Origin of the sequence: Rahnella sp. 2050, from assembly GCF_040544515.1 — a bacterium.
GTDB classification, from domain to species: domain Bacteria; phylum Pseudomonadota; class Gammaproteobacteria; order Enterobacterales; family Enterobacteriaceae; genus Rahnella; species Rahnella aceris.
The window spans coordinates 186,556-212,281 of sequence record NZ_JBEPKE010000005.1; the positions used below are offsets into that span (position 1 = coordinate 186,556).

16 protein-coding genes are annotated in these 25,726 nt (G+C 53.9%); 11 read left to right on the plus strand and 5 right to left on the minus strand.

The window, feature by feature from the left end:
* Positions 1 to 4: 4 nt before the first annotated feature.
* The gene (gene malK, locus ABIC79_RS18940) at positions 5 to 1,114 is read right to left on the minus strand and encodes a maltose/maltodextrin ABC transporter ATP-binding protein MalK (RefSeq protein WP_013573874.1); all 1,110 of its coding nucleotides are present in this window, start codon (positions 1,112 to 1,114) and stop codon (positions 5 to 7) included.
* Positions 1,115 to 1,480: 366 nt separating this feature from the next.
* On the opposite strand from malK, the gene malE reads away from it, so the two are divergent.
* The 3 genes from malE to malG all read left to right on the plus strand — a co-directional run bounded on the left by malE (position 1,481) and on the right by malG (position 5,200).
* On the plus strand, positions 1,481 to 2,680 hold the full coding sequence (gene malE / locus ABIC79_RS18945) for a maltose/maltodextrin ABC transporter substrate-binding protein MalE (RefSeq protein WP_013573873.1): 1,200 nt from the start codon (positions 1,481 to 1,483) through the stop codon (positions 2,678 to 2,680).
* Positions 2,681 to 2,751: 71 nt separating this feature from the next.
* The gene (gene malF, locus ABIC79_RS18950; RefSeq protein ID WP_013573872.1) at positions 2,752 to 4,296 is read left to right on the plus strand and encodes a maltose ABC transporter permease MalF; all 1,545 of its coding nucleotides are present in this window, start codon (positions 2,752 to 2,754) and stop codon (positions 4,294 to 4,296) included.
* A gap of 13 nt (positions 4,297 to 4,309) precedes the next feature.
* The gene (malG, locus tag ABIC79_RS18955) at positions 4,310 to 5,200 is read left to right on the plus strand and encodes a maltose ABC transporter permease MalG (protein ID WP_013573871.1); all 891 of its coding nucleotides are present in this window, start codon (positions 4,310 to 4,312) and stop codon (positions 5,198 to 5,200) included.
* 268 nt (positions 5,201 to 5,468) lie between these two features.
* Here malG and malQ read toward each other — a convergent pair whose 3' ends face one another.
* Both malQ and malP read right to left on the minus strand, forming a co-directional pair.
* The gene (gene malQ, locus ABIC79_RS18960) at positions 5,469 to 7,559 is read right to left on the minus strand and encodes a 4-alpha-glucanotransferase (protein WP_013573869.1); all 2,091 of its coding nucleotides are present in this window, start codon (positions 7,557 to 7,559) and stop codon (positions 5,469 to 5,471) included.
* A gap of 9 nt (positions 7,560 to 7,568) precedes the next feature.
* A complete protein-coding gene (malP, locus tag ABIC79_RS18965) occupies positions 7,569 to 9,971 on the minus strand; it encodes a maltodextrin phosphorylase (RefSeq protein WP_121020142.1) in 2,403 nt (800 codons plus the stop codon).
* Between the two features lie 322 nt (positions 9,972 to 10,293).
* Between malP and malT the strand changes: the two genes are divergently transcribed.
* The 4 genes from malT (at position 10,294) to pdeR (ending at position 18,536) form a co-directional block, all read left to right on the plus strand.
* Positions 10,294 to 13,020 (plus strand): HTH-type transcriptional regulator MalT, encoded by a 2,727-nt coding sequence (gene malT / locus ABIC79_RS18970; RefSeq protein ID WP_121020143.1) that lies wholly within the window; start codon positions 10,294 to 10,296, stop codon positions 13,018 to 13,020.
* A 252-nt stretch (positions 13,021 to 13,272) separates the two neighbouring features.
* Positions 13,273 to 13,557 (plus strand): YjcB family protein, encoded by a 285-nt coding sequence (locus ABIC79_RS18975; RefSeq protein WP_013573866.1) that lies wholly within the window; start codon positions 13,273 to 13,275, stop codon positions 13,555 to 13,557.
* Between the two features lie 380 nt (positions 13,558 to 13,937).
* Positions 13,938 to 16,235 (plus strand): beta-glucosidase BglX, encoded by a 2,298-nt coding sequence (gene bglX / locus ABIC79_RS18980; RefSeq protein ID WP_121020144.1) that lies wholly within the window; start codon positions 13,938 to 13,940, stop codon positions 16,233 to 16,235.
* A gap of 282 nt (positions 16,236 to 16,517) precedes the next feature.
* Positions 16,518 to 18,536 (plus strand): cyclic di-GMP phosphodiesterase, encoded by a 2,019-nt coding sequence (gene pdeR, locus ABIC79_RS18985; protein ID WP_119261176.1) that lies wholly within the window; start codon positions 16,518 to 16,520, stop codon positions 18,534 to 18,536.
* Between the two features lie 29 nt (positions 18,537 to 18,565).
* Here pdeR and ABIC79_RS18990 read toward each other — a convergent pair whose 3' ends face one another.
* Entirely contained in the window at positions 18,566 to 19,432 is an 867-nt protein-coding gene (locus ABIC79_RS18990) for a crotonase/enoyl-CoA hydratase family protein (RefSeq protein WP_013573863.1), read from the minus strand.
* Positions 19,433 to 19,828: 396 nt separating this feature from the next.
* On the opposite strand from ABIC79_RS18990, the gene ABIC79_RS18995 reads away from it, so the two are divergent.
* Positions 19,829 to 21,865: an oxidoreductase gene (locus ABIC79_RS18995; protein ID WP_314523232.1), complete on the plus strand. Its 2,037-nt coding sequence runs from the start codon at positions 19,829 to 19,831 to the stop codon at positions 21,863 to 21,865.
* Between the two features lie 83 nt (positions 21,866 to 21,948).
* Here the strand turns inward: ABIC79_RS18995 and rlmG are convergent, their stop codons facing one another.
* Positions 21,949 to 23,100, minus strand: coding sequence for a 23S rRNA (guanine(1835)-N(2))-methyltransferase RlmG (gene rlmG / locus ABIC79_RS19000; protein WP_013573861.1), 1,152 nt, complete (start codon positions 23,098 to 23,100; stop codon positions 21,949 to 21,951).
* Between the two features lie 170 nt (positions 23,101 to 23,270).
* Here rlmG and ABIC79_RS19005 point away from each other — a divergent pair, with 170 nt between their 5' ends.
* Genes ABIC79_RS19005 through ABIC79_RS19015 form a run of 3 tightly spaced genes read left to right on the plus strand, consistent with a single transcriptional unit; the run spans position 23,271 to position 25,559 of the window.
* Positions 23,271 to 23,777: a M48 metallopeptidase family protein gene (locus ABIC79_RS19005; protein ID WP_013573860.1), complete on the plus strand. Its 507-nt coding sequence runs from the start codon at positions 23,271 to 23,273 to the stop codon at positions 23,775 to 23,777.
* 22 nt (positions 23,778 to 23,799) lie between these two features.
* Positions 23,800 to 24,786 (plus strand): Gfo/Idh/MocA family protein, encoded by a 987-nt coding sequence (locus ABIC79_RS19010; RefSeq protein WP_013573859.1) that lies wholly within the window; start codon positions 23,800 to 23,802, stop codon positions 24,784 to 24,786.
* Positions 24,787 to 24,812: 26 nt separating this feature from the next.
* Positions 24,813 to 25,559, plus strand: a complete 747-nt coding sequence (locus ABIC79_RS19015) for a glutamine amidotransferase (protein ID WP_354568171.1) — start codon at positions 24,813 to 24,815, stop codon at positions 25,557 to 25,559.
* The last annotated feature ends 167 nt before the right edge of the window (positions 25,560 to 25,726 follow it).

Consider the following 25,726-nt stretch of genomic DNA (forward strand, 5'->3'; position numbering starts at 1 on the left):
GCTTTCAAACACCAGGTTCGGGGTGTAACCGGCGACATGCCGTTCCGTCTTCGCGGAACAGATGGCAGCGGTGTGGCGGCAAACCGATGGCGAATGTTGCACCTTCTTCTACCAGCACCACGTCGTTCTGGCGGTACACCAGGTTCTGACGAATTGCCGGAATTTGGATGTGGATCTGTGTTTCGTTACCCAGTTGCTCGACGACCTGCACTTCGCCGGAAAGCGTCACTTCAGCGACGTCGCTTGGCAGAAGATGTTCAGGGCGGATACCCAGTGACAGGTTGCTGCCGACTTTCACGTCGGTCCCTTCCACCGGCAGCCAGACTTGCTGGCGGTTCGGCAATTCGACCTGTACGCGCGCAGGTTCAGCAGCAGTGACTTTCACCGGCAGGAAATTCATTTTGGGTGAGCCGATAAAACCGGCGACAAAGCGGTTGGCAGGATAGTGATACAGCTCGAGCGGCTTACCGACCTGCGCGATATGCCCGGCATCGAGCACCACGATTTTGTCGGCCAGCGTCATCGCTTCGACCTGATCGTGGGTCACGTAAATCATGGTGCGTTTCAGGCGTTTATGCAGACGTGAAATCTCAATACGCATCTGCACACGCAGCGCAGCATCTAAGTTAGAAAGCGGTTCATCGAGCAGAAAAACCGTCGGCTCGGCAACCAGCGTACGGCCAATCGCCACGCGCTGACGTTGTCCGCCGGAAAGCGCTTTCGGGCGTCTGTCCAGCAAATGCGCCAGTTGCAACACTTCGGAAACCTGATTCACCCGCTGATTGATCTCGGCTTTTTTTGCCCCCGCCAGCTTCAGGCCGAAGGACATGTTTTCTGCCACAGACAGATGCGGATAAAGCGCATAAGACTGGAACACCATGCCGATGCCACGATCGGCGGGCGGCACTTCATTCATGCGTTTATCGCCAATCTTCAATTCACCGGACGTGATGTCTTCCAGGCCTGCAATCATGCGCAGCAGAGTGGATTTACCACAGCCGGACGGCCCGACGAACACCACAAACTCGCCTTCTTCTATTTCCAGGTTGATGTCGCTGGAAATCACGGTGTCGCCAAAGGCTTTGTACACGCTGTTAAGGGAAACGCTCGCCATCCTGAACTCCTGTACTTGCTGCCAGCGAGAAAACTCAATGCAACGAAGAGTGAAGGATTAGCCGGTAACCGTAATCATCCGTAACAAAGTTTTTCATGGGGGAGGAGCAGGGAGGATGACGATTCACCGCAACCGGATGAAAGTTCACAGCAAAAATCAAATTCGTGATCTGAATGGCAAAAAACGAACCATATTTTTGAGTGATGAACCACATAACGCCTGAGAGTGTCGGTGGGATCACATTCTGAGAGGTGGGGGCGTAGAGGGGGGGATGATGAAGCTGTGACAGGTTAAATCCACACTGGCGTCGTACCCTGTCTTTTCCGTCTCAGACGATAAAAAAACCGACTACAAAAGGATTGGATTATGACCCTCAGCATTAAAAAGATTGTTAAACACACACTGGCACTCTCGGCGCTGGCTACGCTGGTGTTGTCATCTTCCGCGTTCGCCAAAATAGAAGAAGGAAAGCTGGTCATCTGGATCAACGGTGACAAGGGCTATAACGGCCTGGCGGAAGTCGGTAAGAAATTTGAAAAAGACACCGGCATTAAAGTCACGGTAGAACATCCGGACAAGCTGGAAGAAAAATACCCGCAAGTGGCAGCCACAGGCGGCGGCCCTGACATCATCTTCTGGGCGCATGACCGTTTTGGCGGCTACGCACAATCCGGTCTGCTGGCTGAAATCAGCCCGGACCAGACCTTCAAAGACAAACTGTTCCCGTTCACCTGGGATGCGGTCACCTTCAACGGCAAGCTGATCGGCTATCCGGTCGCGGTTGAAGCGCTGTCACTGATTTACAATAAAGACATCATTAAAGAAGCGCCAAAAACCTGGGAAGAAATCCCGGCGCTGGACAAAGAGCTGCGCGCCACAGGCAAGAGCGCCATCATGTGGAACCTGCAGGAACCGTACTTCACCTGGCCAATCATCGCCGCTGACGGCGGTTATGCGTTCAAGTATGAAAACGGCAAATACAACATCAAAGACACCGGCGTGAATAACGCAGGTTCACAGGCTGGCCTGCAATTCATCATCGATCTGGTGAAAAACAAACACATCAACGCCGACACCGATTACTCCATCGCTGAAGCCGCCTTTAACAAAGGCCAGACCGCAATGACTATCGACGGTCCGTGGGCGTGGTCAAACCTCGACAAGAGCAAAATCAACTACGGCGTGACGTTGCTGCCAACGTTCCACGGCAAGCCGTCTAAACCGTTCGTCGGCGTGCTGACAGCCGGTATCAACGCCGCCAGCCCGAACAAAGAGCTGGCGAAAGAGTTCCTGGAAAACTACCTGATCACCGACGACGGTCTGGCCGTCGTGAATAAGGACAAACCGCTGGGTGCCGTGGCGCTGAAGTCTTATCAGGAGAAACTGGAAAAAGACCCGCGCATTGCTGCCACCATGGCGAACTCGAAGAACGGTGAAATCATGCCAAACATCCCGCAGATGAGCGCCTTCTGGTACGCAGAACGCAGCGCCATCATCAACGCGGTGAATGGCCGTCAGACCGTTCCGCAAGCACTGAAAGATGTAGAAACCCGCATTACCAAGTAATGCCTGCGTTTTAGCTCAATGAACGGTACGGAGCCAACCTGCTCCGTACCGCCACTACAAGGATTGTCCCTATGCCAGTAGCCAAAAAAAGGCCGTTCAGCAATGCGCTTAAGTGGCTGATCATCGCCCTGCTCGCCTGCTTTACCGGTTATCTGATCGTGCTGATGTATGCGCAGGGTGAATACCTCTTTGCCGTTCTAACCCTGATCCTCTCCGGTGTCGGCTTATACATTTATGGCAACCGCCGCGCGTATTCGTGGCGCTACGTGTACCCCGGTCTGGCCGGGATGTCGTTATTTGTGTTGTTTCCGCTGATCTGCACCATCGCGATTGCCTTCACTAACTACAGCAGCACCAATCAGCTGACCTTTGAACGTGCGCAGTCCGTTCTCATGGGACGTGAATTCCAGGGCGGCAAGGTGCTGAATTTCGCACTCTTCCCTGCGGGCGATAGATGGCAGCTGGCACTGACGTCGGCGGATAACAGCGAGACGCTGGTTTCCCCGCCTTTTGCTTTCAACGCTTCCGCGCCGCAAACGCTGGACATGCTGCCGCAAACCGCGCCATCGGCTGAAAAAGCCGGGTTGCGGGTAGTGACACAAAACCGTCTGGCCCTCGGTCAGATCTCAGCGAAATTACCCGACGGCGAAACGCTGCGCATGAGTTCCCTGCGCCAGTTCTCCGGCACTCAGCCGCTGTACAAACTCGGTGAAGATAAGAAGCAGCTGACCAATGTGCAAACCGGCACGATTTACCGCCCGAACATGGACACCGGCTTCTATCAGGCAGTGAACGCTCAGGGCGAATGGCAGGCAGAAAAACTCAGCCCCGGCTTTACCGTCGGCATCGGCTGGGGCAACTTCCTTCGCGTGTTACATGACGAAGGGATCCAGAAACCGTTCCTGTCGATTTTCGTCTGGACCGTTGTATTCGCCCTGCTGACCGTGGTGCTCACCGTGGCTGTCGGTATGGTGCTGGCCTGCGTGGTCCAGTGGGAAGAACTGAAAGGGAAAGCGGCGTACCGCATCCTGCTGATCCTGCCCTACGCCGTGCCTGCGTTTATTTCGATTCTTATTTTCAAAGGGTTATTCAACCAGAGTTTTGGTGAGATCAACCTGATGCTCAGCGCGCTGTTTGGCATCAAACCGGCGTGGTTCAGCGATCCATGGACGGCCAAAAGCATGATCATCATCGTCAACACCTGGCTCGGTTATCCGTACATGATGATCCTGTGCATGGGCCTGCTGAAAGCGATCCCGGACGATCTTTACGAAGCATCCGCTATGGACGGCGCGACGCCGATGCAGAACTTCTTCCGCATCACGCTGCCGCTTTTGATCAAACCGCTGACGCCACTGATGATCGCCAGCTTCGCGTTTAACTTTAATAACTTCGTGCTGATCCAGTTGCTGACCAACGGCGGGCCGGACATGCTCGGCACCACCACGCCAGCGGGTCATACCGATTTGCTGGTCAGCTACACCTATCGCATCGCCTTTGAAGGCGGCGGCGGGCAGGACTTCGGGCTGGCGGCAGCGATTGCCACGCTAATCTTCCTGCTGGTGGGAGCGCTGGCTGTCGTGAACCTGAAAGCATCACGTATGAAATTCGACTGAGGAGAAACAAACAATGCCTATGGTTAAACCGAAGTCGCAGAAAGTCAGATTGCTGGTCACACACCTGCTGTTGCTGTGCTTTCTGGCGCTGATCCTGTTCCCGTTGCTGATGGTGTTCGCCATCTCGCTGCGTCCGGGTAACTTCGCCACCGGCAGCCTGATCCCGGATCAGGTCTCGTGGGATCACTGGAAACTGGCGCTCGGCATTGCCGTCAACAACAGCGACGGCAGCGTTACGCCACCGCCGTTCCCGGTGATGCTGTGGCTGTGGAATTCGATCAAGATCGCCGTGATCACCGCCGTCGGCATCGTCGCGCTTTCCACCACCTGCGCCTATGCCTTTGCCCGCATGAAATTCCGCGGTAAAAGTTCGCTGCTTAAAGGGATGCTGATTTTTCAGATGTTCCCGGCGGTGCTGTCGCTGGTGGCGCTATACGCCCTGTTCGACCGTCTCGGCATGTACGTGCCCTTCCTCGGGCTGAACACCCACGGCGGCGTGATTTTCGCCTATATGGGCGGCATCGCCCTGCACGTCTGGACGATCAAAGGCTATTTCGAAACCATCGACGGTTCGCTGGAAGAAGCCGCTGCGCTGGACGGTGCCAGCCCGTGGCAGGCATTCCGTCTGGTTCTGCTGCCGCTGTCTGTGCCAATTCTGGCAGTGGTGTTCATTCTGTCGTTCATCGCGGCCATCACCGAAGTGCCGGTGGCGTCGTTACTGCTGCGTGACGTCAACAGCTACACCCTGGCGGTCGGTATGCAGCAATATCTGAACCCGCAAAATTACCTGTGGGGTGATTTCGCGGCGGCAGCCATATTGTCGGCTATCCCGATTACGGCGGTGTTCCTGATTGCTCAACGCTGGCTGGTCGGCGGCTTAACGGCAGGCGGTGTGAAAGGTTAACTGTAAGGCTAATGCGCTTTGTAATACTTGATCAATTCCCTGTGTCTTGGGCGGCTGAATAAGCCGCCTTTTTTTATGCATGGAGGGATCGGGAATAACCAAATAGTCGGTGCAAAGGTATCAGCGAGCTCACAAGAGGCAATGGACTGTATAGCGATCACCAGACCACCTTAGGATTCATATACAGGCCATCCGATCCCAACGGTTGCCCATAAAAAAGGGGTCCTGCCCTAAGGCAGAACCCCTTTTCACTTCCTTCCTTTCAGCTTCAGCTCACCGATACTTTCCGGCGGCGTTTATCGAGGTCTTTAATCAGCTTATTCACCTGCTCGTCGGCAAACATCTCTTCGAGCGTATGGGAGAGCTTACGGCGCCAGTTCGGATATTCATCGCTGGTACCGGGCACGTTAACCGGTGCGCCCATGTCCAGCCAGTCTTCCGGTTGCAGGCCGAGCAAGGCACAGGCACTGTCAGCAACGTAACGTTGCAGACCACGGTTGAGTATTGGCGTCATTTCCATCAGTGCGGCTTTATGCCCGGTTTTCTTCGGGATGCAGCCGTAATGATGCAGACCATCAAGCAACCCCTGACGTGCGCGGGCGCGGTCGGCGTACAGCTCCTGTAAAACAGCCTCGTCGCGGTACAAACCGAGGGATTTTCCCAGCGCCAGATCGTCGCTTTGCCAGTAGCCGCGCAGCGTCGGCAGGTCGTGCGTAGTAATCGTGGCCATCGCCTGAACCGGATAGGACTGCGGCGCGCGGAAGTTGTTTTCCTCGTCGCGCTCGAAATACAGCACTTTGTAGGAATACACGCCGCTTTCGCGCAGTTTGCTGACGATCTCGACCGGTACGGTGCCCAGATCTTCGCCGATCACCATGCAACGGTGACGCTGGCTTTCCAGGGCTAAAATGGCCAGCAGATCATCCACCGGATATTGCACGTACGCACCTTTATCCGCCGTTTCACCCGCCGGGATCCACCACAGGCGCAGTAACGCCATCACATGATCGATGCGCAACGCGCCGCAACTCGTCATGTTGGAACGCAGAAGATCGATAAAAGGCTGATAGCCGCGCCTCACCATCACATGCGGATCCATCGGGCGCAGATCCCAGTTCTGACCGAGCGGGCCGAGAATATCCGGCGGTGCACCCACTGAAGCTTTCAGGCAATACAGTTCGCCGTCGCCCCAGGTTTCGGATCCGCCTGCCACCACGCCGACCGCCAGATCACGGTAAAGCCCCATCGGCATCTCGTGCCGCTGGCTGGTGTGATAGCACTGCGTAAACTGGGTTTCCGCCAGCCATTGCAGCCACAGATAAAACTCCACATCCTGCGCATGTTGTTCGCAGAACGCCCGCACGGCCGGGCCACGGGCATCATGATATTTTTCAGGCCAGCGGTTCCAGCCAAGTGCCACATCACTTTCTTTCGCCAGATGCTCGTAAAGCGCATCAAACGCAGCCTGCAGATACAGGCTTTCACCGCCCTGTTTGACGAAGTTGCGCAGGGATTTCACCTGCGGATCCTGCGCCTTACGTCCCTGAAAATGCGCGTAAGCCAGCCGTAATCCTTCTAATTTCAGCGGCATAACGCTGGCGTAATCCACCCAGTCATTGGCGCGCACCGCCTGCAAACGTTGCTGCGTCAGCGGCTGATGCCACCACTGTTGCGCCGCATCGCTCTGCCGGAAATCATCTACCGCGCCGACGTCGATATAAATCACGTTTAGCCAGCGGCGGGATGACGGACTGTAAGGGCTGGCGGCCACCGGATTCGCCGGATACAGCGCGTGGATCGGATTGAGCCCGACAAACGCGCCGCCGCGTTCGGCGACGTTTTTCAGCATCAGATTGAGATCGCCAAAATCACCGATGCCCCAGTTATTTTCCGAGCGCAATGTATAAAGCTGCACGCAGGCGCCCCACAGTTTTTTACCGGCCAGCAGCGCATCCGGTTCGTAACAGCGTTTCGGCGCGACAATGACCCGACACTCCCACTGTTGCGCGTCCTGCGTCAACGTCAGCTGGTGATAACCGGCAGGAATTTTACCCGGGAGTGCCAGCGTCATTTTGCCGCTGATCCGCCCCTTTTGGGTCACGCCGCTTTCCAGTTTCAGAGTCCAGGCATATTCGCCTTCACCGCCGACCGGCAATGCCAGACGGCTGCCGGTGACAAACACTTTGACCGACGGCACCGGCGTGGCAACCGGGCGGCGGCTGCCCGCCACCCAGCCCATCGCCGATAACAGTTCACGCTTGGTCTCGGAAGCGATTGCCTGTTGTTTGCCGTGCGCATTAATAAAACCAGAAGCAATCCCCGCCTCCCTGGCGGCCTGCTCCAGTGCTTTGTTCTCCATGCGGGCTCCTTATCGCTTCGCCTGCCAGATCCGTTGCTGATAATCGCGGATCGAGCGGTCGGAACTGAACATCCCTACGCGGGCCGTGTTGAGGATAGTTTTACGGGTCCACTCGTCCTGGTCGCGATACAACGCGTCGACTTTTTGCTGTGCCGCGCAGTAATCGGCAAAGTCAGCCAGCACCAGATATGGGTCGCCGCCGCCAAGCAAACTGTCGAGCATCAGGCTGAAGGCCTGTTTGTCGCCATTGCTGAAGAAGCCGTTTTCCAGTTCTTTGAGGATCTTATCCAGGTGCTTGTCTTTCTTGCGAATTTTAAGCGGATCGTAGCCCTTCGCCTGCAAGGCTTTGACCTGATCGACGGTGTTACCAAAGATGAAGATATTGTCTTCCCCGACCTCTTCAGCAATCTCAACGTTCGCGCCGTCGAGTGTGCCGACGGTCAGCGCGCCGTTCAGTGCCAGTTTCATGTTGCCGGTGCCGGAAGCTTCTTTACCAGCGGTAGAAATTTGCTCGGAAACATCAGCCGCCGGGATCATCAGTTCAGCCACGGACACGCGGTAATCCGGAATAAACACCACTTTGATGCGGTCACGCACCAGCGGATCGTTATTCACTTTTTCCGCGACTTTGTTGATGGCATAGATGATGTTTTTCGCCAGGTAATAACCCGGTGCCGCTTTCGCGCCGAACAGGAACACACGCGGCACCATGTCCATTTCCGGGTTATCACGCAACTGACGGTACAACGACAAAATGTGCAGCAGATTCAGATGCTGGCGTTTGTATTCATGCAGACGTTTGATCTGTACGTCGAAAATGGCATCAGGGTTGAGGGTCAGCCCCATCACCTGTTTCACGTAATGCGCCAGTTTGATTTTGTTCTCACGCTTAATGGCCTGATAACGCTGACGGAATTTTTTATTATCCGCAGAACTTTCCAGCCCTTTCAGCGCGTCCAGGTCATTCACCCATTCGGTTTTCAGGGTGTCATCAATCAGCGATGACAGCGCCGGGTTACACTGTTTCAGCCAGCGGCGCGGTGTGATGCCGTTGGTCACGTTGTGGAATTTATTCGGCCATAACAGGTGATATTCCGGGAACAGGTCTTTGACCACCAGTTCGGAATGCAACGCCGCCACGCCGTTCACCGCAAAACCACTGACCACGCACAGATTTGCCATCCGCACTTGTTTGTTCTGATGGACAGACAGTTTTTCCCAGACAGCTTTGTCACCCGGCCACTGTTTTTCGACCACTTTTTTGAAGCGGGCGTTGATGGCTTTGATCAGCGAGAAATGGCGCGGCAGCAGGCTGCGCACCAGTTTTTCATCCCAGCACTCCAGCGCTTCCGGCATCAGCGTGTGGTTGGTGTACGCGAACGTCTGGCGGGTGATCGCCCAGGCGGCGTCCCATTCAAGCTGGTGTTCGTCGAGCAAAATACGCAACAGCTCAGGAATGGCAATGGTCGGGTGCGTGTCATTGAGCTGGATGACTTCAAATTTCGGTAAATCCTCAATTTTACGGCCAAGGAAGTGATGGCGGCGCAGGATATCGGCCACCGAGCAGGCGCACTGGAAATACTGCTGCATCAGGCGCAGGCGTTTACCGGCGTCGTGATTGTCATTCGGATACAGCACTTTGGTGAGTTTTGCCGCATCAATGCCTTTTTGCTCGGCTTTAAGAAATTCACCGTCATTGAACAGCGTCAGATCGAACGGATGCACGTCAGTGGCCTGCCACAGACGCAGCGGCTGGGTAACGCCATTTTTGTACCCGACCACCGGCAGATCCCAGGCTTCACCGCGCAGGGTAAACGCCGGATGCCACTGTTCAGCGCCCTTTTCGTTTTTTGTCAGTTTGCCACCAAACGCCACATCGACGGACAGTGAGCTGTTGTGGCTGAACCACGGATAGCATTCGCGATGCCAGTTATCCGGCGCTTCCTGTTGTTTGCCTTCGCTGAACGACTGGCGGAAAAGACCGTACTGATAGTTCAGACCGTAGCCGGTGGCCGGTTGCCCGACGGTCGCCATGGAATCGAGGAAACAGGCAGCCAGACGGCCTAATCCGCCATTGCCCAGCGCCGGATCGGTTTCCTGCTCCAGTACGTCGGCCAGCTCGACACCCTGCTCTTTCAGCGCCTGACTGACCGTGTCGTACCAGCCGAGATTGATCAGATTATTCGCGGTCAGGCGCCCGATCAGGAATTCCATCGAAATATAGTTAACGTGCCGTTGCGGCTGTTTCGCCGCCGCCGGTGCCGGTTGCGCGCTCAGTTGTTCAGATAATGCGGCACTGGTGGCCTGCCACCACTGGTGCGGTGTCATATCCTGTGCCTGCTGCAAACCGAACCCTTGCCACTGGCGTTTCAGCGCGGCTAAAAACTGCGTCTTATCTAAAGTCACCTGCATCACATGCCTCTTTATCCGGAAATTTGTAGGGAAAGTCTGGTGTCGATTATCACTATGCTGACGCGTATGTCGGTGAGCGGCATCCTCCCGTAAAAGATTAGGCAGGGAGGAGAAACGGGGCGTAGCCGGAGGAGACGGAGGTTCAGGGCAGATGCCTGAAAATTTGTATTAAGAAGTGTGATGCAGAGCAACTTAACGGCATGTAAAAACGTAACATTCTTGCAATCAATGTTTCAAAGGAGGACTTTAGAAAAAGTGATTAATTACACGCTGTGAAATAAATAACGTCCCCTCTGTCCTTCTGTCAAAAGAATCGAAAAAAATGCTGATCCCTTCAAAATTGAGCCGCCCGGTGCGGCAGCAAAATACAGTGGTTCGGGAACGTCTGCTGACGAAGCTCTCGACTGCGCCAAATTATCGTCTGACCCTGGTCGCCAGTCCGGCGGGTTATGGGAAAACGACGCTGGTGGCGCACTGGGCTGCAGGTAAAAGCGATCTGGGCTGGTATTCTCTTGATGAAAGCGACAATCAGCCGGAGCGCTTTGCCAGCTATCTGATTGCTGCTGTACAGCAGGCCTGCGGCGGGCATTGCATCAAAAGCGAAGCGCTGAGTCTCAAGCATCAGTACGCCAGTTTACCTGCGCTGTTTGCCCAGCTTTTTGTGGAGCTTTCCGACTGGCACAGCCCGCTGCTGCTGGTGATCGACGATTACCATCTGATTTCTAATGACGCCATTCATGAAGGGATGCGTTTTTTCCTGCGCCATCAGCCGGAAAACCTGTCACTGGTGGTGCTTTCACGCACCCTGCCACCGCTGGGCATCGCCAATATGCGTGTGCGGGATCAACTGCTGGAACTCAACGCCTCGCATCTGGCCTTTACGCATCCGGAAACACAGCAATTTTTCGACAACCGGCTGAAAGACCCGATTGATCAGGCAGACAGCAGCCGGCTGTGCGACGAAGTCGCGGGCTGGGCCACCGCCTTGCAACTGATTGCGTTATCGGCGCGGCAGTCTTCTCACCCTTCACAGCATTCGACGCAGCAGTCCGCACGCAAACTGGCCGGGCTGAATGCCAGCCATCTTTCTGAATATCTGGTGGATGAAGTGCTGGATCGCGTTGATGCCCCGACGCGTGATTTTCTCCTGCGCTGCTCGCTGTTGCGCTCAATGAACGATGCGCTGATTGTGCGCCTGACCGGCAGCGAAAATGGTCAGCAACGGCTGGAAGAACTGGAACGTCAGGGATTATTCATCAACCGTATGGATGACAGCGGCGAATGGTTTAACTTCCACCCGCTGTTTGCCACATTCCTGCGTCAGCGTTGTCAGTGGGAACTGGCATCTGAGCTGCCTGCCATTCATCGCGCTGCCGCCGAAGGCTGGCTGGCACAAGGTTTTCCGGCCGAAGCCATTCATCATGCGCTGGGTGCCGAAGACACCAATCTGCTGCGCGATATTCTGCTGCAACATGCCTGGGCCCTGTTTAATCAAAGCGAGCTGGCGTTGCTGGAAGAATGTCTTGCCGCTCTGCCTTATGACCGGCTGATTCAGAATCCTAAACTGGTGTTGTTGCAGGCATGGCTCGCACAAAGTCAGCACCGTTATGCTGAAGTCGAGGTGTTGCTGGCCCGCGCTGAAAGCGAAATGAAACAGCATAATATTGTGATGGAACAGGCACTGGCGGCCGAGTTTGATGCCCTGCGGGCACAGGTGGCTATCAACGACGGACGTCAGGATGAGGCGGAAAAACTGGCCACTGAGGCGCTGCGCTATCTGCCTTATGAAAGCTATTACAGCCGCATTGTGGCCACGTCCGTGACCGGTGAAATCCAGCACTGCAAAGGGGATCTCACCCGCGCACTGCCGCTGATGCAGCAGACCGAGCAAATCGCCCGCCGTTATGAAGCCTATCACTACGCCTTATGGGCGCTGCTGCAACAGAGTGAAATTCTGATTGCTCAGGGCTTTTTGCAGGCCGCGTTTGAGATGCAGGATCGCGCTTTTGAACTGGTGCGCGAACAGCATCTTGAACAGTTGCCGATGCACGAATTTTTATTGCGTTTACGTTCCCAGCTGCTGTGGTCATGGTCGCGGCTCGATGATGCAGAAGAAGCTGCGCGTGAAGGGCTTAATGTGCTGAGCAATTTCCAGCCACAACAGCAGTTGCAATGCCTGGCAATGCTGGCGAAATGTTCGCTGGCACGCGGTCAGCTCGACAACGCCCATCACCATTTACAGCGCTGTGAAGCGTTGCTGAAAACCGGTCAGTATCACATTGACTGGCTGACCAATACCGATAAGCCGCGGGTGATTTACTGGCAGATGATTGGCGATAAAAACGCTGCACGCCAGTGGCTGCAACAGGCGCGTAAACCGGACATGGCAGATAACCATTTCCAGCAAGGCCAGTGGCGAAATATTGCCCGCGTACAGATTTTGCTGGAACAGTTTGATGAAGCTGAAGTGGTGCTCGATGAACTGAATCAGAATGCCCGGCAGTTGCGCCTGACCAGCGATCTGAACCGCAATTTGCTGCTGAGTAACTTACTTTACTGGCAAACCGGGCGCAAAAGTGACGCCCAAAAAGCATTGATCGAAGCGCTGGCGCTGGCGAACCGTACCGGTTTTGTCAGTCATTTCGTCATCGAAGGGGAAATGATGGCGCAACAACTGCGCCAGTTGATCCAGCTTAATCTGCTACCGGAACTGGAACAGCGCCGCGCCCAGCAGATTTTGCGCGAAATTAACCAGCATCACCGTCACAAGTTTGCGCATTTCGACGAAGGCTTTGTGAACAAACTGCTGACCCATCCGCAAGTGCCGGAACTGATCCGTACCAGTCCGCTGACGCAGCGCGAGTGGCAGGTTCTGGGGCTGATTTACTCCGGCTACAGTAATGACCAGATTGCCGGTGAGCTGGACGTTGCATCAACGACCATCAAAACGCATATCCGTAATCTGTATCAGAAGCTGGGGGTTGCGCACCGGCAGGAAGCGGTGCTGCAGGCTCAGCACCTGTTACAAGTGATGGGTTACGGCGCGTAATTATCTCTTCAAAATACATCACGATTTCTCCGCTTTTCATAACACATCGTCAAAATAAGTTGATGTGTTATGCCTATTTTTTATTAGCGAACATTTTTTACTCAAAAATAAAATCCGGTGATATAATGTGACCGTCGTCACATAATTGTAATTCACCATTTCTTCTGTAAAGCCCATTGCCCGCCCGTCGTAGCAGCCTTCCGGCTGATTTTGGCTTCGTGCAAGTGGCTGTAGTAAGTAAGGATTTTATCGATGGGTACATTAACTGCCGGGATTTTAATGATGCGCTGGGAATTGCTGAGCGCTTTTTTGATGTTCTGCACCAGTCAGCTTAATATTGTTTGTCGCCAGTCCAGCCGCAATACCATGGCATTCGTTTGCAGTGGTATCGGCCTCACCGTGACCTGTTTCTTTGTCATGAGCCTGATGGGCATGAGCTACAACGCCGTTGCCGTCGCGCAATTCTGGGCAAACACCAAAGACGTTTTCTTTGATGTCATGAGCAAAACCCCGACCGATATGTCTTACTACTATTAATCCGATTTCCTTAGCGGATATTCCAGATTATTAAAGGGCAGAACCGCATGTTCTGCCCTTTTTGTTATCCCGCGCTTTCCCCCCGTGTTACTTCTGATGATTATTTGTTCAGCCGGATGTCATGTAATCCTAAATATAAAAATTTGCGTGACGCATCGAATGTCTTTTTGTATCTATCATTCTGATTACCTGTAAATTGCGGGATGTACCGAAAGGTAAAAAGATATTGTGCTGGCGTCTAAACTATTCATTGCTAATAGTTGAAGGGACGTATTAGATTCTCACTCTATACTTTTCTTAGAATGATCATTGCTTTGTTTGCTTCAGGCTGCTGAATTTTCTCTGATTTGGCTCCCCTGCTTATGGTTGAAGGAATTCCGATGAATACGCATCACATGCTTGGCGCGTTAGTGTTACTGGTAAGTTCTGCTTCTTCTCTCGCCGTTGAAACAACGGGCATTCCTCAGGATCAGGTGAAAGAGCGCAACGCGTTCATTGCCGATTTGATGAAAAAAATGACCCTTGATGAAAAAATCGGTCAGCTGAATCTGGTCACTGTGGGGCCTGAGTACCAAAAAGAAGCCATCATGGCTGACATCCGCGCCGGTAAAGTCGGTGGCGTGTTTAACACGGTAACTAAGCCCGATATCCGCCGTATGCAGGATCAGGTGCAGTACAGCCGCCTGAAAATTCCTCCGTTTTATGCTTATGACGTGGTGCATGGACAGCGCACGATTTTCCCTATCAGCCTCGGTCTGGCGGCGAGCTGGGATATGCAGGCGGTGGCGACCAGCGCACGTATTTCAGCCCAGGAAACGGCAGCTGATGGCCTGAACATGACGTTCTCACCGATGGTCGATATCACCCGTGATCCGCGCTGGGGCCGTGTTTCTGAAGGTTTCGGCGAAGATACCTATCTGACCTCGCGCCTCGCGCATGAAATGGTTACCGGTTATCAGGGCAAAGATCCGTCTGCCCCTGACGCCGTCATGGCAAACGTCAAACACTATGCGTTGTACGGTGCTGTCGAAGGCGGCCGCGAATACAACACTGTGGACATGAGCCTGACCCGCATGTTCAACGATTACATGCCACCTTATAAAGCGGCAGTCGATGCGGGTGCCGGCGGTGTGATGGTGGCACTGAACAGCGTTAACGGTATTCCTGCCACCTCGAATACCTGGCTGCTGAAAGATATTCTGCGCGATGACTGGCAGTTCAAGGGCCTGACTGTCAGCGACCACGGCGCCATTGGCGGGCTGGTCAAACATGGCGTAGCCGAAGACGATCGTCAGGCGGCCGCGATGGCGCTGAAAGCCGGTGTCGATATGGACATGGCTGACAATATGTACGGTAAGTACCTGAAAGGGTTACTTGCCGACGGCATGGTGAGCCAGAAAGACATTGATCGCGCCGTTCGCGATGTTCTGGCCGCGAAATGGGATATGGGGCTGTTTGTTGATGAATATCGTCATTTAGGCCCGCAGTCGAGCGATCCGGCTGACACCAACGCCGAAAGCCGTCTGCATCGCCAGGAGGCGCGCGAAGTGGCACGGACCTCGCTGGTGCTGTTGAAAAATAACAATCAAACGTTACCGTTAAACAAAAAAGGCACGATTGCCGTCGTTGGCGCGCTGGCTGACAGCAAGCGTGATGTGATGGGCAGTTGGTCGGCAGCCGGTAAGGCAGCGCAGGCAGTCACTGTGTTGCAGGGGATGAAAGATGTGCTCGGTGATAAAGGCACTATCCTCTATGCCCGCGGTGCCAACGTCACCAACGATCAGGCTCTGGTCGATTTCCTGAACTCTTACGAGAAACAGGTGATCAACGATCCACGCAAACCGCAGGATATGATCGACGAAGCTGTGAAAACAGCAGAAAAAGCTGACGTTGTGGTCGCCGTAGTCGGCGAAGCACAAGGCATGGCGCACGAAGCGTCCAGCCGTTCCGAAATTAACATTCCGCAAAGCCAGCGTGACCTGCTCAAGGCATTGAAAGCCACCGGTAAACCGCTGGTTGTCGTGTTAATGAATGGCCGTCCGCTGACCCTGTCGTGGGAAAACGAAATTTCTGATGCCATGCTGGAAACCTGGTTCAGCGGCACCGAAGGCGGACATGCGATTGCCGACGTTCTGTTTGGAGACTACAATCCATCAGGCAAACTGCCGATGACCTTCCCACGCTCAGTCGGGCAAATTCCTTTGTACAATAGCGTGCTCAATACCGGCCGTCCGTTTAATCCTCAGCATCCAGATAAATACACCACCCGTTATTTTGATATCACCAACGGCCCGCTGTTCCCGTTCGGTTATGGCCTGAGCTACACCAGCTTCGGTGTGTCTGACGTGAGTTTGTCATCCACCACGATGGATGCCGGACACCCGCTCACCGCCAGCGTGACGGTGAAAAACACCGGCAAAGGCAGCGGTGCGACGATCGTCCAGATGTACCTGCAGGATGTCACGGCATCGATCAGTCGTCCGGTTAAAGAGTTGAAGAATTTTGAGAAAATCAACCTGCAGCCAGGCGAAGAGAAAGTTGTTACCTTTACGATCACCGAAAAAGATTTACGCTTCTACAACGATAAATTGAAATGGGCTTCAGAGCCTGGAAAGTTCAATGTATTCGTGGGGTTAGATTCTCAGGATGTGAAACAAACCAGTTTCCTGCTGAAATAACTTTCCGGGCCTGACATCAGGCCCGGAAGAGAATCAAAAACCTTCTCTCTCAGGCGGTATTCCGGTAACGGAGACCGCCTGTTCTGAGCAGTAATTTCTGTCCGGTAACTGGATATATAACTGGCAGTGGCTAACCTTAAATTCAATGTGTTACGCCATTCCGCCCCTGTCCGTTTTTTTACGGAACGTGGCGAATGTGCTGAACAGAGTAAGCTCCGTCTGTGCTGACTGTCGCCCGTCGCCACACTGGCGGCGTATAGCGTTCTTTGCGGAGAAACATTCATGGTCGACTCTCAAGATGCTTCCCTCCTGTACCTGCACTTTGGTACACCACGCCCATATTGGCGACTGGGTTCAGACAGCAATGCCCTGGAGTTATCCGCAGAGAAAGGCGTCGTCAATATTGCTATCTCTCTGACGCAGTGGCAGGCAGGGAAAATAAGGCAACTCACCGGGATCACCTCGAGTTTTACCCTGGATATCACGCTATTCGGATCCCCTGCGCGTTTGTATCTTGTCGGGCGAAAAATCGACAGTAAAGCCTGGGCCGGTACGGCATCCGCCTATCAGGACACTGAGTCTGTCGCCCATGACCTTGAAGTCGGTCTGACCTTTGCTGAGCAGGTGGTTTCTGAAGCCAACTCCGTGATCGTGATTATCGATCAGGAAGGCAAAATCCATCGTTTTAACCGTCTGAGCGAGGAATATACCGGCCTGCGCGAAGAAGATGTTATCGGACGCAGCGCCTATGACCTTTTTATGTCGATGGAAGAAGGCCTGGCCTCACGTCAGAATATCAATGGTTTTTTCCAGCATCAGCAATCTTATGAAGTGGAACGCTGGATCAACACCGTCAAAGGCCAGCGCCTGTTCCTGTTTCGCAATAAATTCGTCCACAGCGGCAGCGGCAAACAGCAAAAATATCTGATTTGCTCCGGCTCTGACATCACTGACGAACGCAAGGCGCAGGAGCGTTTGCGCGTGCTGGCAAATACTGATCTGGTCACCGGTTTCGCTAACCGTAATGCCTTGCAGGAGTCCCTTGCCCGAGCACTTATCGAGCGTGGTGAAAACAACGTCGGGCTGATTTATCTGGATCTGGATAACTTCAAAAAAGTTAACGACGCCTACGGACATATGTTTGGTGATCACCTGCTGCGCGCGGTGTCTGATGCCATTCAGGATTGCCTGTCGCCCAACGATAAACTGGCGCGGCTCGGCGGGGATGAATTCATTATTCTCAGCACGCATGCTGAAATAAAAGCGCTGGAAGCGCTGAGTCAGCGCGTTTTGCGCAGGCTCAGTTTGCCATTCCGCATCGGGCTGATTGAAGTGTATACCGGCTGTTCAGCAGGTATCGCGATTTGCCCGGAACACGGTACCGACGGCGATATACTGTTGCAAAACGCCGATACTGCCATGTATGCAGCCAAGGAAAAGGGCAAAAATGTACACTGTGTTTTCTCACCAGAGATGAATGAGAAAGCCTCTGAATACATGTGGTTAGATACACATTTACGCAAAGCCTTGTCTGAGAAAGATCAGCTGGTCTTACACTATCAGCCGAAAGTATCGCTTTACGGTACCGTGCAAAGCGTGGAGGCACTGCTGCGCTGGAATTCTCCGGAACGCGGTCTGATCCAACCTCAGAGCTTTATTCCCTATGCCGAAGAATCCGGTCTCATCACGCCAGTCGGTAAATGGGTGATCGAAACCGCCACCCGTCAGGCGACGGAATGGCAGAAAAAAGGGCTGAATTTGCGGGTGGCGGTAAACCTCTCCGGACGACAGCTTAACAATAGTTCATTCATCACGACGTTGTCGGATGCCATGAAAAATGCCGGCATGAAAGGCTGCCTGCTGGATTTCGAACTGACAGAAAGTTGCCTGGTGGAAGACGAAGGTGCAGCGATCACCATGATTAACCAGTTGCATAAACTGGGCGCACAGGTACATCTGGATGATTTCGGCACCGGTTATTCTTCACTGTCACAACTGGCGAGAATCCCCCTCGACTGCATCAAGCTGGATCAAAGCTTTATTCGTGGAATCAATGATAATCCGGTGTCTCAGGCGCTGGTACGGGCGATTGTGGCGGTGGCCAAAACGCTGCAACTGACAGTGGTCGCGGAAGGTGTGGAAACGGCGGAAGAAGAGAAGCTGATTGACGAAATCGGTGTGGACAGCAAACAGGGATTTTTATATGCCAAGCCAATGCCAGCAAATGAACTGGAGCACTGGCTTGAGGAAAAAATGATTGCTTCACCCAATGTTTTTAAACATAAAGCAAAACAGAAATAGCGCCAGTGACGGGCTGCTTCTGCCTGCTGCTAGCCGGTTTTACGCAATGACGCCGTATGCCGGTTTTGCAGCATGACCAGACGCTCCATATAACTCAGGTCTTTCTCCTCCAGCGTAAACGCTGCATCCACCCAATCCTCCGTAATATCCATCAGTTCTGAACGTGATAATTGCAGCACACGCTGACGTGCGCGGATCATCGCCCGGATGCCGTTGAGCTTTGGTCGCAAAACATCCATGAACGTTCGCGTGGCGGTGAATGCTTCCCCCGGCTGGAATAACACGTCCACCAGCCCGCGGCTTTCAAACCATTCGGCGGTATGCGACTCCCCGGTGGAAATCAGTTCCTCCGCCAGCTTCATCCCCGCTTTGCGTGATACCAGCGAATAACCGCCCATTCCCGGGAAAAGGTTAAATGCGATTTCAGGGAACCCCATCCGGGCGGTGTTCTGCGCCAGCACGTAATGGTGTGCCAGTGCGGCTTCAAAGCCGCCGCCCAGTGCCGTGCCTTCTATCATCGATAAACTGATCGCGCCTACGTCAAAACCACGCGCGGCAGCGTGAACGCAATCCACGCAGGCTCTGGCGTAAGCACGTAACGCTTCGCGTTTATTATTGACGATGGAATCAACAAAGAAGCTCAGATCACCGCCGACATTATACATATTGGGCACCAAAGAGCCGGTGACCCAAAAATCAAAACGCAGACCGGATGCCTTCGCGGCATACATCAGCGTCATAATGTCTTCGATAAGCTCCTGATTAAAACAGGGACGTGGATAAGACCTGAGCATCATCCACATGACGTTACGACCCTCTTCATAATAGGCTGCAATCTGGGACAAATGCCCGGCTTCGGTGAACGGGCGGCAGGCTGTATGGTCAATAAGATTCATAGTATATATCCAGGTTAGAATTGAATTTTTAGGGTGAAGCAACCCCAGCCTAGTCCAGCTCTAACCCGAACTGAATCGATTCGATATGGTTTTCTAAAAATAATCCTAACGACCACAATCTCTGAAAAAAATGTTAAAAATAAACAACCTGCAATAAGACCATTGTGTGTAAAAACAAAGAAATAGGTATTTCATCTGCTATCTTGTGCTGTTTTCCGGCGACAAAAGTCACCTCTGCCAATTAATAAACCGCGAGTAATAAGAAGCGTAATAGTTAATTAACGCTCAGCGAATTCCTCAGAGTGATACATATCACAGTCATTACACACTGACTTTCCAATTGTTCTGCCAGCAGCTAAATTGAATTCATCTCCTCCGACCACTTAAGAGAATTCCATGACTGAACGCGCTTCGCTTTTTTATCCGCACCTGCTGGCGCCGCTGGATTTAGGTTTTACCCAACTGAAAAATCGCGTGCTGATGGGTTCCATGCACACCGGGCTGGAAGAACGGGAGGACGGGCCGGAACGTCTGGCGGCCTTTTATGCAGAACGTGCCGCCGCAGGCGTCGGGCTGATTGTCACCGGCGGCATTTCCCCTAACACGCAGGGCGTGGTTTATCAGGGCGGTTCAATTCTCGCTGAACAGGAACACATCACGCATCACCGCGTGGTGACTGACGCGGTGCATGCCGCTGGCGGCAAAATTGCCCTGCAGATCCTTCACGCCGGTCGTTACAGTTATCAGCCCCACCCCGTCGCGCCTTCAGCGCTTCAGGCGCCGATCAACCGCTTTACACCTCACGCCCTCAGCGAGGCAGAAATCGACTCCACACTGGCGGATTTCGCCCGCTGCGCGCAGCTTGCCAAAGAGTCGGGTTATGACGGCGTGGAAATCATGGGCTCCGAAGGCTATCTGATAAACCAGTTCCTCACCGCGCGCACCAATCAGCGCACGGACAGCTGGGGCGGTTGTGCCGATAACCGCATGCGGTTTGCCACCGAAGCCGTGCGCCGCGTGCGCGAAACCTGTGGCCGGGAATTCATCATCATTTATCGCTTATCCATGCTGGATCTGGTCGAAGAAGGCTCGGACTGGAATGAAGTCGAAATGCTGGCGCAGCGCATCGAACAGGCAGGCGCGAGCATTATCAACACCGGTATTGGCTGGCATGAAGCGCGCATTCCGACCATAGCCACCATGGTGCCCCGCGCGGCGTTCATCTGGGTGACGCAAAAACTGATGGGCAAAGTGGGGATTCCGCTGATTACCACCAACCGCATTAACGACCCTGACGTGGCGGAGAAAATTCTCGCCGAAGGTTGTGCGGATATGGTGTCAATGGCGCGCCCGTTTCTTGCCGATCCTGCGTTTGTCGAAAAAGCCGCGCAGGGACGTGCTGATGAAATCAACACCTGCATCGGCTGTAATCAGGCCTGTCTGGATCAGATATTCGCCGGTGAAGTCACGTCCTGTCTGGTCAATCCGCGCGCCTGCCGTGAAACGCAGTTACCGGTTACCCGTGCGGAAATCACCAAACATCTGGCCGTTGTCGGCTCGGGGCCAGCCGGGCTGGCGTTTGCCACTACCGCCGCCAGCCGCGGGCATCACGTCACATTATTTGATGCACACAATGAAATCGGCGGGCAATTTAATGTCGCCAAACAGATCCCCGGCAAAGAAGAGTTTTATCAGACGCTGCGTTACTACTCGCGCCAGCTGACATTACTGGGCGTAACGCTGCGCCTGGGCGAAACCGTCAGCGCCAGCCAGTTAACGGGTTATGACGAAGTGATCCTCGCCTGTGGTATTTCACCGCGCCTGCCGGATATTGCGGGCATTGATCATCCGATCGTGCTGACCTATCTCGACGTACTGCGGGATAAAAAACCGGTCGGACAGCGCGTCGCCATTATTGGCGCGGGCGGCATTGGTTTTGATACCGCCGAATACCTGATCCACACCGGCCCGTCATCGAGCCTCAGCACTCAGGCTTTCAGCCACGAATGGGGGATCGACCAGAGCCTGACGCACCGTGGCGGTCTGGCACCACTTGGGCCACAGCCCGAACCTGCCGCGCGGGATATCGTTCTGCTGCAACGCAAAACCACCAAAGTCGGCGCAGGATTGGGGAAAACCACTGGCTGGATCCACCGCACCAGCCTGTTGCAGCGTGGCGTGAAAATGCAAAGTGGTGTCAGCTATGAACGCATCGACGACGCGGGGCTGCACCTGATCATGAACGGTGAACCGGTATGTCTGGAAGTGGATAACGTGATTATCTGCGCCGGACAGGAACCGCAGCGCGCACTGTATCAACCGTTGCAGGAGGCCGGAAAAATCGTACACCTGATTGGCGGTGCCGACGTGGCCGTCGAACTCGATGCCCGTCGCGCTATCGATCAGGGCACGCGGCTGGCGCTGAAAATTTAGAAAACTATTTCAGAAACCGACAGACGAAAAAAAAGCCGCGATAAGCGGCTTTTTCATTTCAGCACTTCAGACTAATTCAGCTATCAATGATGTGCAGCCGTTTTCACGGCACGCAAAATCACGAATTTCTGATTGGTGGCGATCGTCGTGCAGTTGCCGAACAGGCGACGCAGCTTCTGGTAGTAATCCAGATGACGGTTGCCGACGATACGCAGCTCGCCGCCGGTTTGCAGGCAGCGTTTGGCATCGCAGAACATGCGCCACGCGGTGTCATCGCTGATGACCGTGCCCTGATGGAACGGCGGGTTACACAGCACGGCGTGCAGTGTTTCGCGCTCGACACCGGCCAGCATATTGTTCACTTCGAAATGACAGCGGCTGACATCCTGCGGCAAATTGTTTTCGACGTTAATACGGCTCGATTCTACCGCCATATAAGATTCATCGACGAACAGCATTTCCGCATCGGGGTTCAGCGCCAGTGCGGTCATGCCGATCACGCCGTTACCACACCCCAAATCCGCCATGCGCCCTTCGATGCCTTCCGGCAGATGTTGCATGAAAAAGCGAGCGCCGACATCCAGACCGCCGCGTGAGAACACGTTCGCGTGGTTGGAAATACGGAATTCACTGTCATCCAGCGCCCACTCAGAAATCACCGGCTCTGCGGTTTGCGCAGGCAAGGTGGCTTCACAATGGATCAGACGGGCTTTTTTCCACGCCAGACTGGTTTTGGTCGGTCCGAGGATTTTCTCGAACAGTTGCAACGTTGACGTGTGAATATCACGGGCTTTCGCGCCGGCGATAATCTGCGTGTCCGGCGTCACCACTTCACGCAGCGCCAGCAGTTGTTGTTCCAGCAGTGCCAGCGTTTTTGGCACTTTGATGATCACCAGACCCGGATTGATCGGCAACGGCACCAGGCTGCTTTGCGCCGCCACGCTGTCTTCGTCAAAACCGTTAAGGCGCAGGTTGTGGCGCATCGCCAGCTGACTCATAAAGGAGTCGTTGACGCTGGTCGGGTTGTGCGGCTGCAAGGCGCAGGCCAGCGTGCCGAAAGCATCGTTGAAAATCAGCAGCGGACGGCCGTTGAGCGCGTCGGTGTTCAGGTTTTGCAGCAGATATTCATCGGCCGCTTCCCATGCCTGTAACTGCGTTGCCGCTTCTTCCAGCGGATAACGTTCCAGACGCAGTTGCAATAACTGACCACCGGTTTCGGTTTCAAATTGGCTCATTGGCCCTCCTCATATTCAATTTGCGCTGTTTATCCCTTAATTTGGTCTATCAGTAAAACGTTTTTTCAGTTAAAAAGGGGTTTATCTGCCGGATCGACGCGATCGTGGTAAAAACCCCGCACCCCGTTTCGGCATCTTTTCCCCGGCAATAAGAGACAAAGCAAACAGTTATGCCTGAATTGACCTATCTGCAAGGCTATCCGGAGTCGCTTCAGGCTCAGGTGCGTCAGTTAATCGACCAGGAACGTTTAGGTAAAGTCTTGCTGACGCGATATCCCGAACCGCACGAGCTGACCACTGACAAATCGCTCTATCAGTATACGCTGGACCTGAAAAATCAGTTTTTGCGCAGTTCATCGCCGTTAAGCAAAGTGGCTTACGACAATAAAATCCACGTGATGAAGCACGCGCTGGGGCTGCATACGGCAATATCCCGTATTCAGGGCGGCAAGCTAAAAGCCAAAGCGGAAATCCGCGTGGCAACGGTGTTTAAAAGCGCGCCGGAAGCGTTTCTGAAAATGATCGTGGTGCATGAACTCGCGCACCTGAAAGAAAAAGAACACAACAAAGCATTCTACAGCCTGTGCTGTCATATGACGCCCGACTATCATCAGTTAGAATTCGACACGCGCATGTATCTGACGCATCTGGAAATATTCGGTAAGTTGTATCAATAATAATTAACTATAGGGATTTCTCATGATTCGTATTGGCGTTGTGGGCACCAACTGGATCACCCAGCGTTTTATTGATGCCGCCCACGAGAGCGGTAAAATGAAGCTGACCGCGATTTATTCCCGCACGCTGGAAGGCGCTAAAAAGCTCGGCGAGGATTATCCGGTTGAACATTACTTTGATTCCCTTGAAGCAATGGCCGCCTCTGATCTGATTGATGCGGTCTATATTGCCAGCCCGAACTCCCTGCATTACCCGCAGTCGCTGTTGTTCCTCAGCAATAAAAAGCACGTGATTTGCGAAAAGCCGCTGGCTTCCAATCTGCGTGAAGCGGAAAGCCTGATCGCATGCGCAAAAGAAAACAACGTGGTGCTGTTCGAGGCGTTTAAAACCGCGTATCTGCCCAACTTCCTGCACATGAAAGGCGCGCTGAACCGCATCGGTAAACTGCGTAAAGCCATTCTGAATTACTGCCAGTATTCCTCACGTTATCCGCGCTATCTGGCCGGTGAAAACCCGAATACCTTTAACCCGGCGTTTTCCAATGGCTCGATCATGGATATCGGTTATTACTGTCTGGCGAGTGCTATTTCGTTGTTTGGCGAACCGGAATCGGTGAAAGCCACGGCAACCCTGCTGGAAAGCGGCGTTGACGGTCAGGGCACGGTGATCTTGTCTTATGCGGATGATTTCGAAGTGGTTATCAACCATTCGAAAATCAGCGACTCCCTGTTACCCAGTGAGATCCAGGGCGAAGACGGCACCTTGCAGATGGAAAAGCTGTCTGAATGCCAGACGCTCAGCCTGACGCCACGCGGCAGCCAGAAGCTGGATCTGACGCAGCCCCAGCACATCAACACCATGCTGTATGAAGCAGAAACTTTTGCGATTCTGGTCGACAGCCAGTTTGTCGCGCACCCCGGGCTGGAAGTCTCGCGTATCACGGCCAAAGTGCTGACGGAAATCCGTCGTCAGACCGGCGTGGTATTCCCGGCCGATAACCAGCCTTAATATTAAGTAAAAATCGGGAGTAACAGATGATTGCACCCAGCCAGAAATCGCTGTTGATTTTACAGACCGGCCACGCGCCGGAACCTATCCGTCGTGCGCACGACAACTTTCCGCAGATTTTTATCCGTCAGGGCGATATCGACGCGCAGCAGGTGGTGATTGTGGATTTGCAGGCGGGTGAACGCCCGCTGCCGCCGGAAAACTATTGCGGTGCGATCATTACCGGTTCGCGCAGCATGGTCACCGAGCATCTGGCGTGGAGCGAAGAAGCGGCGGACTGGGTGCGGCTGGGCATGTTGCAGGAATTACCCATGTTTGGTGCCTGCTACGGTCATCAGCTGATGGCATACGCGCTGGGTGGCGAGGTGGATTACCATCCGCAAGGCATTGAAGTCGGTACGCACGAGGTGACGCTGACGCCGGACGGGCATCTTGATCCGCTGGTGTCGCAGCTTCCCGCACAGTTCGCAGCCAATCTGATCCACCTGCAAACCGTCATTACGCCGCCTGCGACAGCGACGGTGCTGGCGAAAACGCGGCACGATCCGCATCAGATCCTGCGCTACGGCCCGAATGCCATCAGCACGCAGTTCCATCCAGAATTCAGTCTGGCGGTAATGAAGACGTATCTGTCATGGCTGGGCTCTATCGCCGAAGACGATACGATAGATTTTGCGCATCAGGCTCAGCAACTTAGCGAAACACCCCTCAGCCGTAGCCTGCTGCTGGCCTTCGTCGGCGCACTCGGCAAACGTCAGGCACTGGCGGGTTAATGCTCCATAATGTTTCTGAATGTTTGACACCGGACACATTTTGCATTAATTTGCGAACTGCAAAGGGGAGTAACTTCTTCGTCGGATAATCGTCATTACGGTGTCTGGACCCGCGCTCATGCAGCGCCGTCTCAGCCACCCGGTTACCGGGGCAAAGATAAGCATTC

Coding starts and splice junctions, on each gene's coding strand:
- ABIC79_RS19015 (WP_354568171.1), top strand. CDS start 24,813: ATGATTGCACCCAGCCAGAAATCGCTGTTGATTTTACAGACCGGCCAC.
- malK (WP_013573874.1), bottom strand. CDS start 1,114: ATGGCGAGCGTTTCCCTTAACAGCGTGTACAAAGCCTTTGGCGACACC.
- malT (WP_121020143.1), top strand. CDS start 10,294: ATGCTGATCCCTTCAAAATTGAGCCGCCCGGTGCGGCAGCAAAATACA.
- ABIC79_RS18995 (WP_314523232.1), top strand. CDS start 19,829: ATGACTGAACGCGCTTCGCTTTTTTATCCGCACCTGCTGGCGCCGCTG.
- malP (WP_121020142.1), bottom strand. CDS start 9,971: ATGCAGGTGACTTTAGATAAGACGCAGTTTTTAGCCGCGCTGAAACGC.
- malQ (WP_013573869.1), bottom strand. CDS start 7,559: ATGGAGAACAAAGCACTGGAGCAGGCCGCCAGGGAGGCGGGGATTGCT.
- malE (WP_013573873.1), top strand. CDS start 1,481: ATGACCCTCAGCATTAAAAAGATTGTTAAACACACACTGGCACTCTCG.
- ABIC79_RS18975 (WP_013573866.1), top strand. CDS start 13,273: ATGGGTACATTAACTGCCGGGATTTTAATGATGCGCTGGGAATTGCTG.
- ABIC79_RS19005 (WP_013573860.1), top strand. CDS start 23,271: ATGCCTGAATTGACCTATCTGCAAGGCTATCCGGAGTCGCTTCAGGCT.
- rlmG (WP_013573861.1), bottom strand. CDS start 23,100: ATGAGCCAATTTGAAACCGAAACCGGTGGTCAGTTATTGCAACTGCGT.
- pdeR (WP_119261176.1), top strand. CDS start 16,518: ATGGTCGACTCTCAAGATGCTTCCCTCCTGTACCTGCACTTTGGTACA.
- malF (WP_013573872.1), top strand. CDS start 2,752: ATGCCAGTAGCCAAAAAAAGGCCGTTCAGCAATGCGCTTAAGTGGCTG.
- ABIC79_RS19010 (WP_013573859.1), top strand. CDS start 23,800: ATGATTCGTATTGGCGTTGTGGGCACCAACTGGATCACCCAGCGTTTT.
- malG (WP_013573871.1), top strand. CDS start 4,310: ATGCCTATGGTTAAACCGAAGTCGCAGAAAGTCAGATTGCTGGTCACA.
- ABIC79_RS18990 (WP_013573863.1), bottom strand. CDS start 19,432: ATGAATCTTATTGACCATACAGCCTGCCGCCCGTTCACCGAAGCCGGG.
- bglX (WP_121020144.1), top strand. CDS start 13,938: ATGAATACGCATCACATGCTTGGCGCGTTAGTGTTACTGGTAAGTTCT.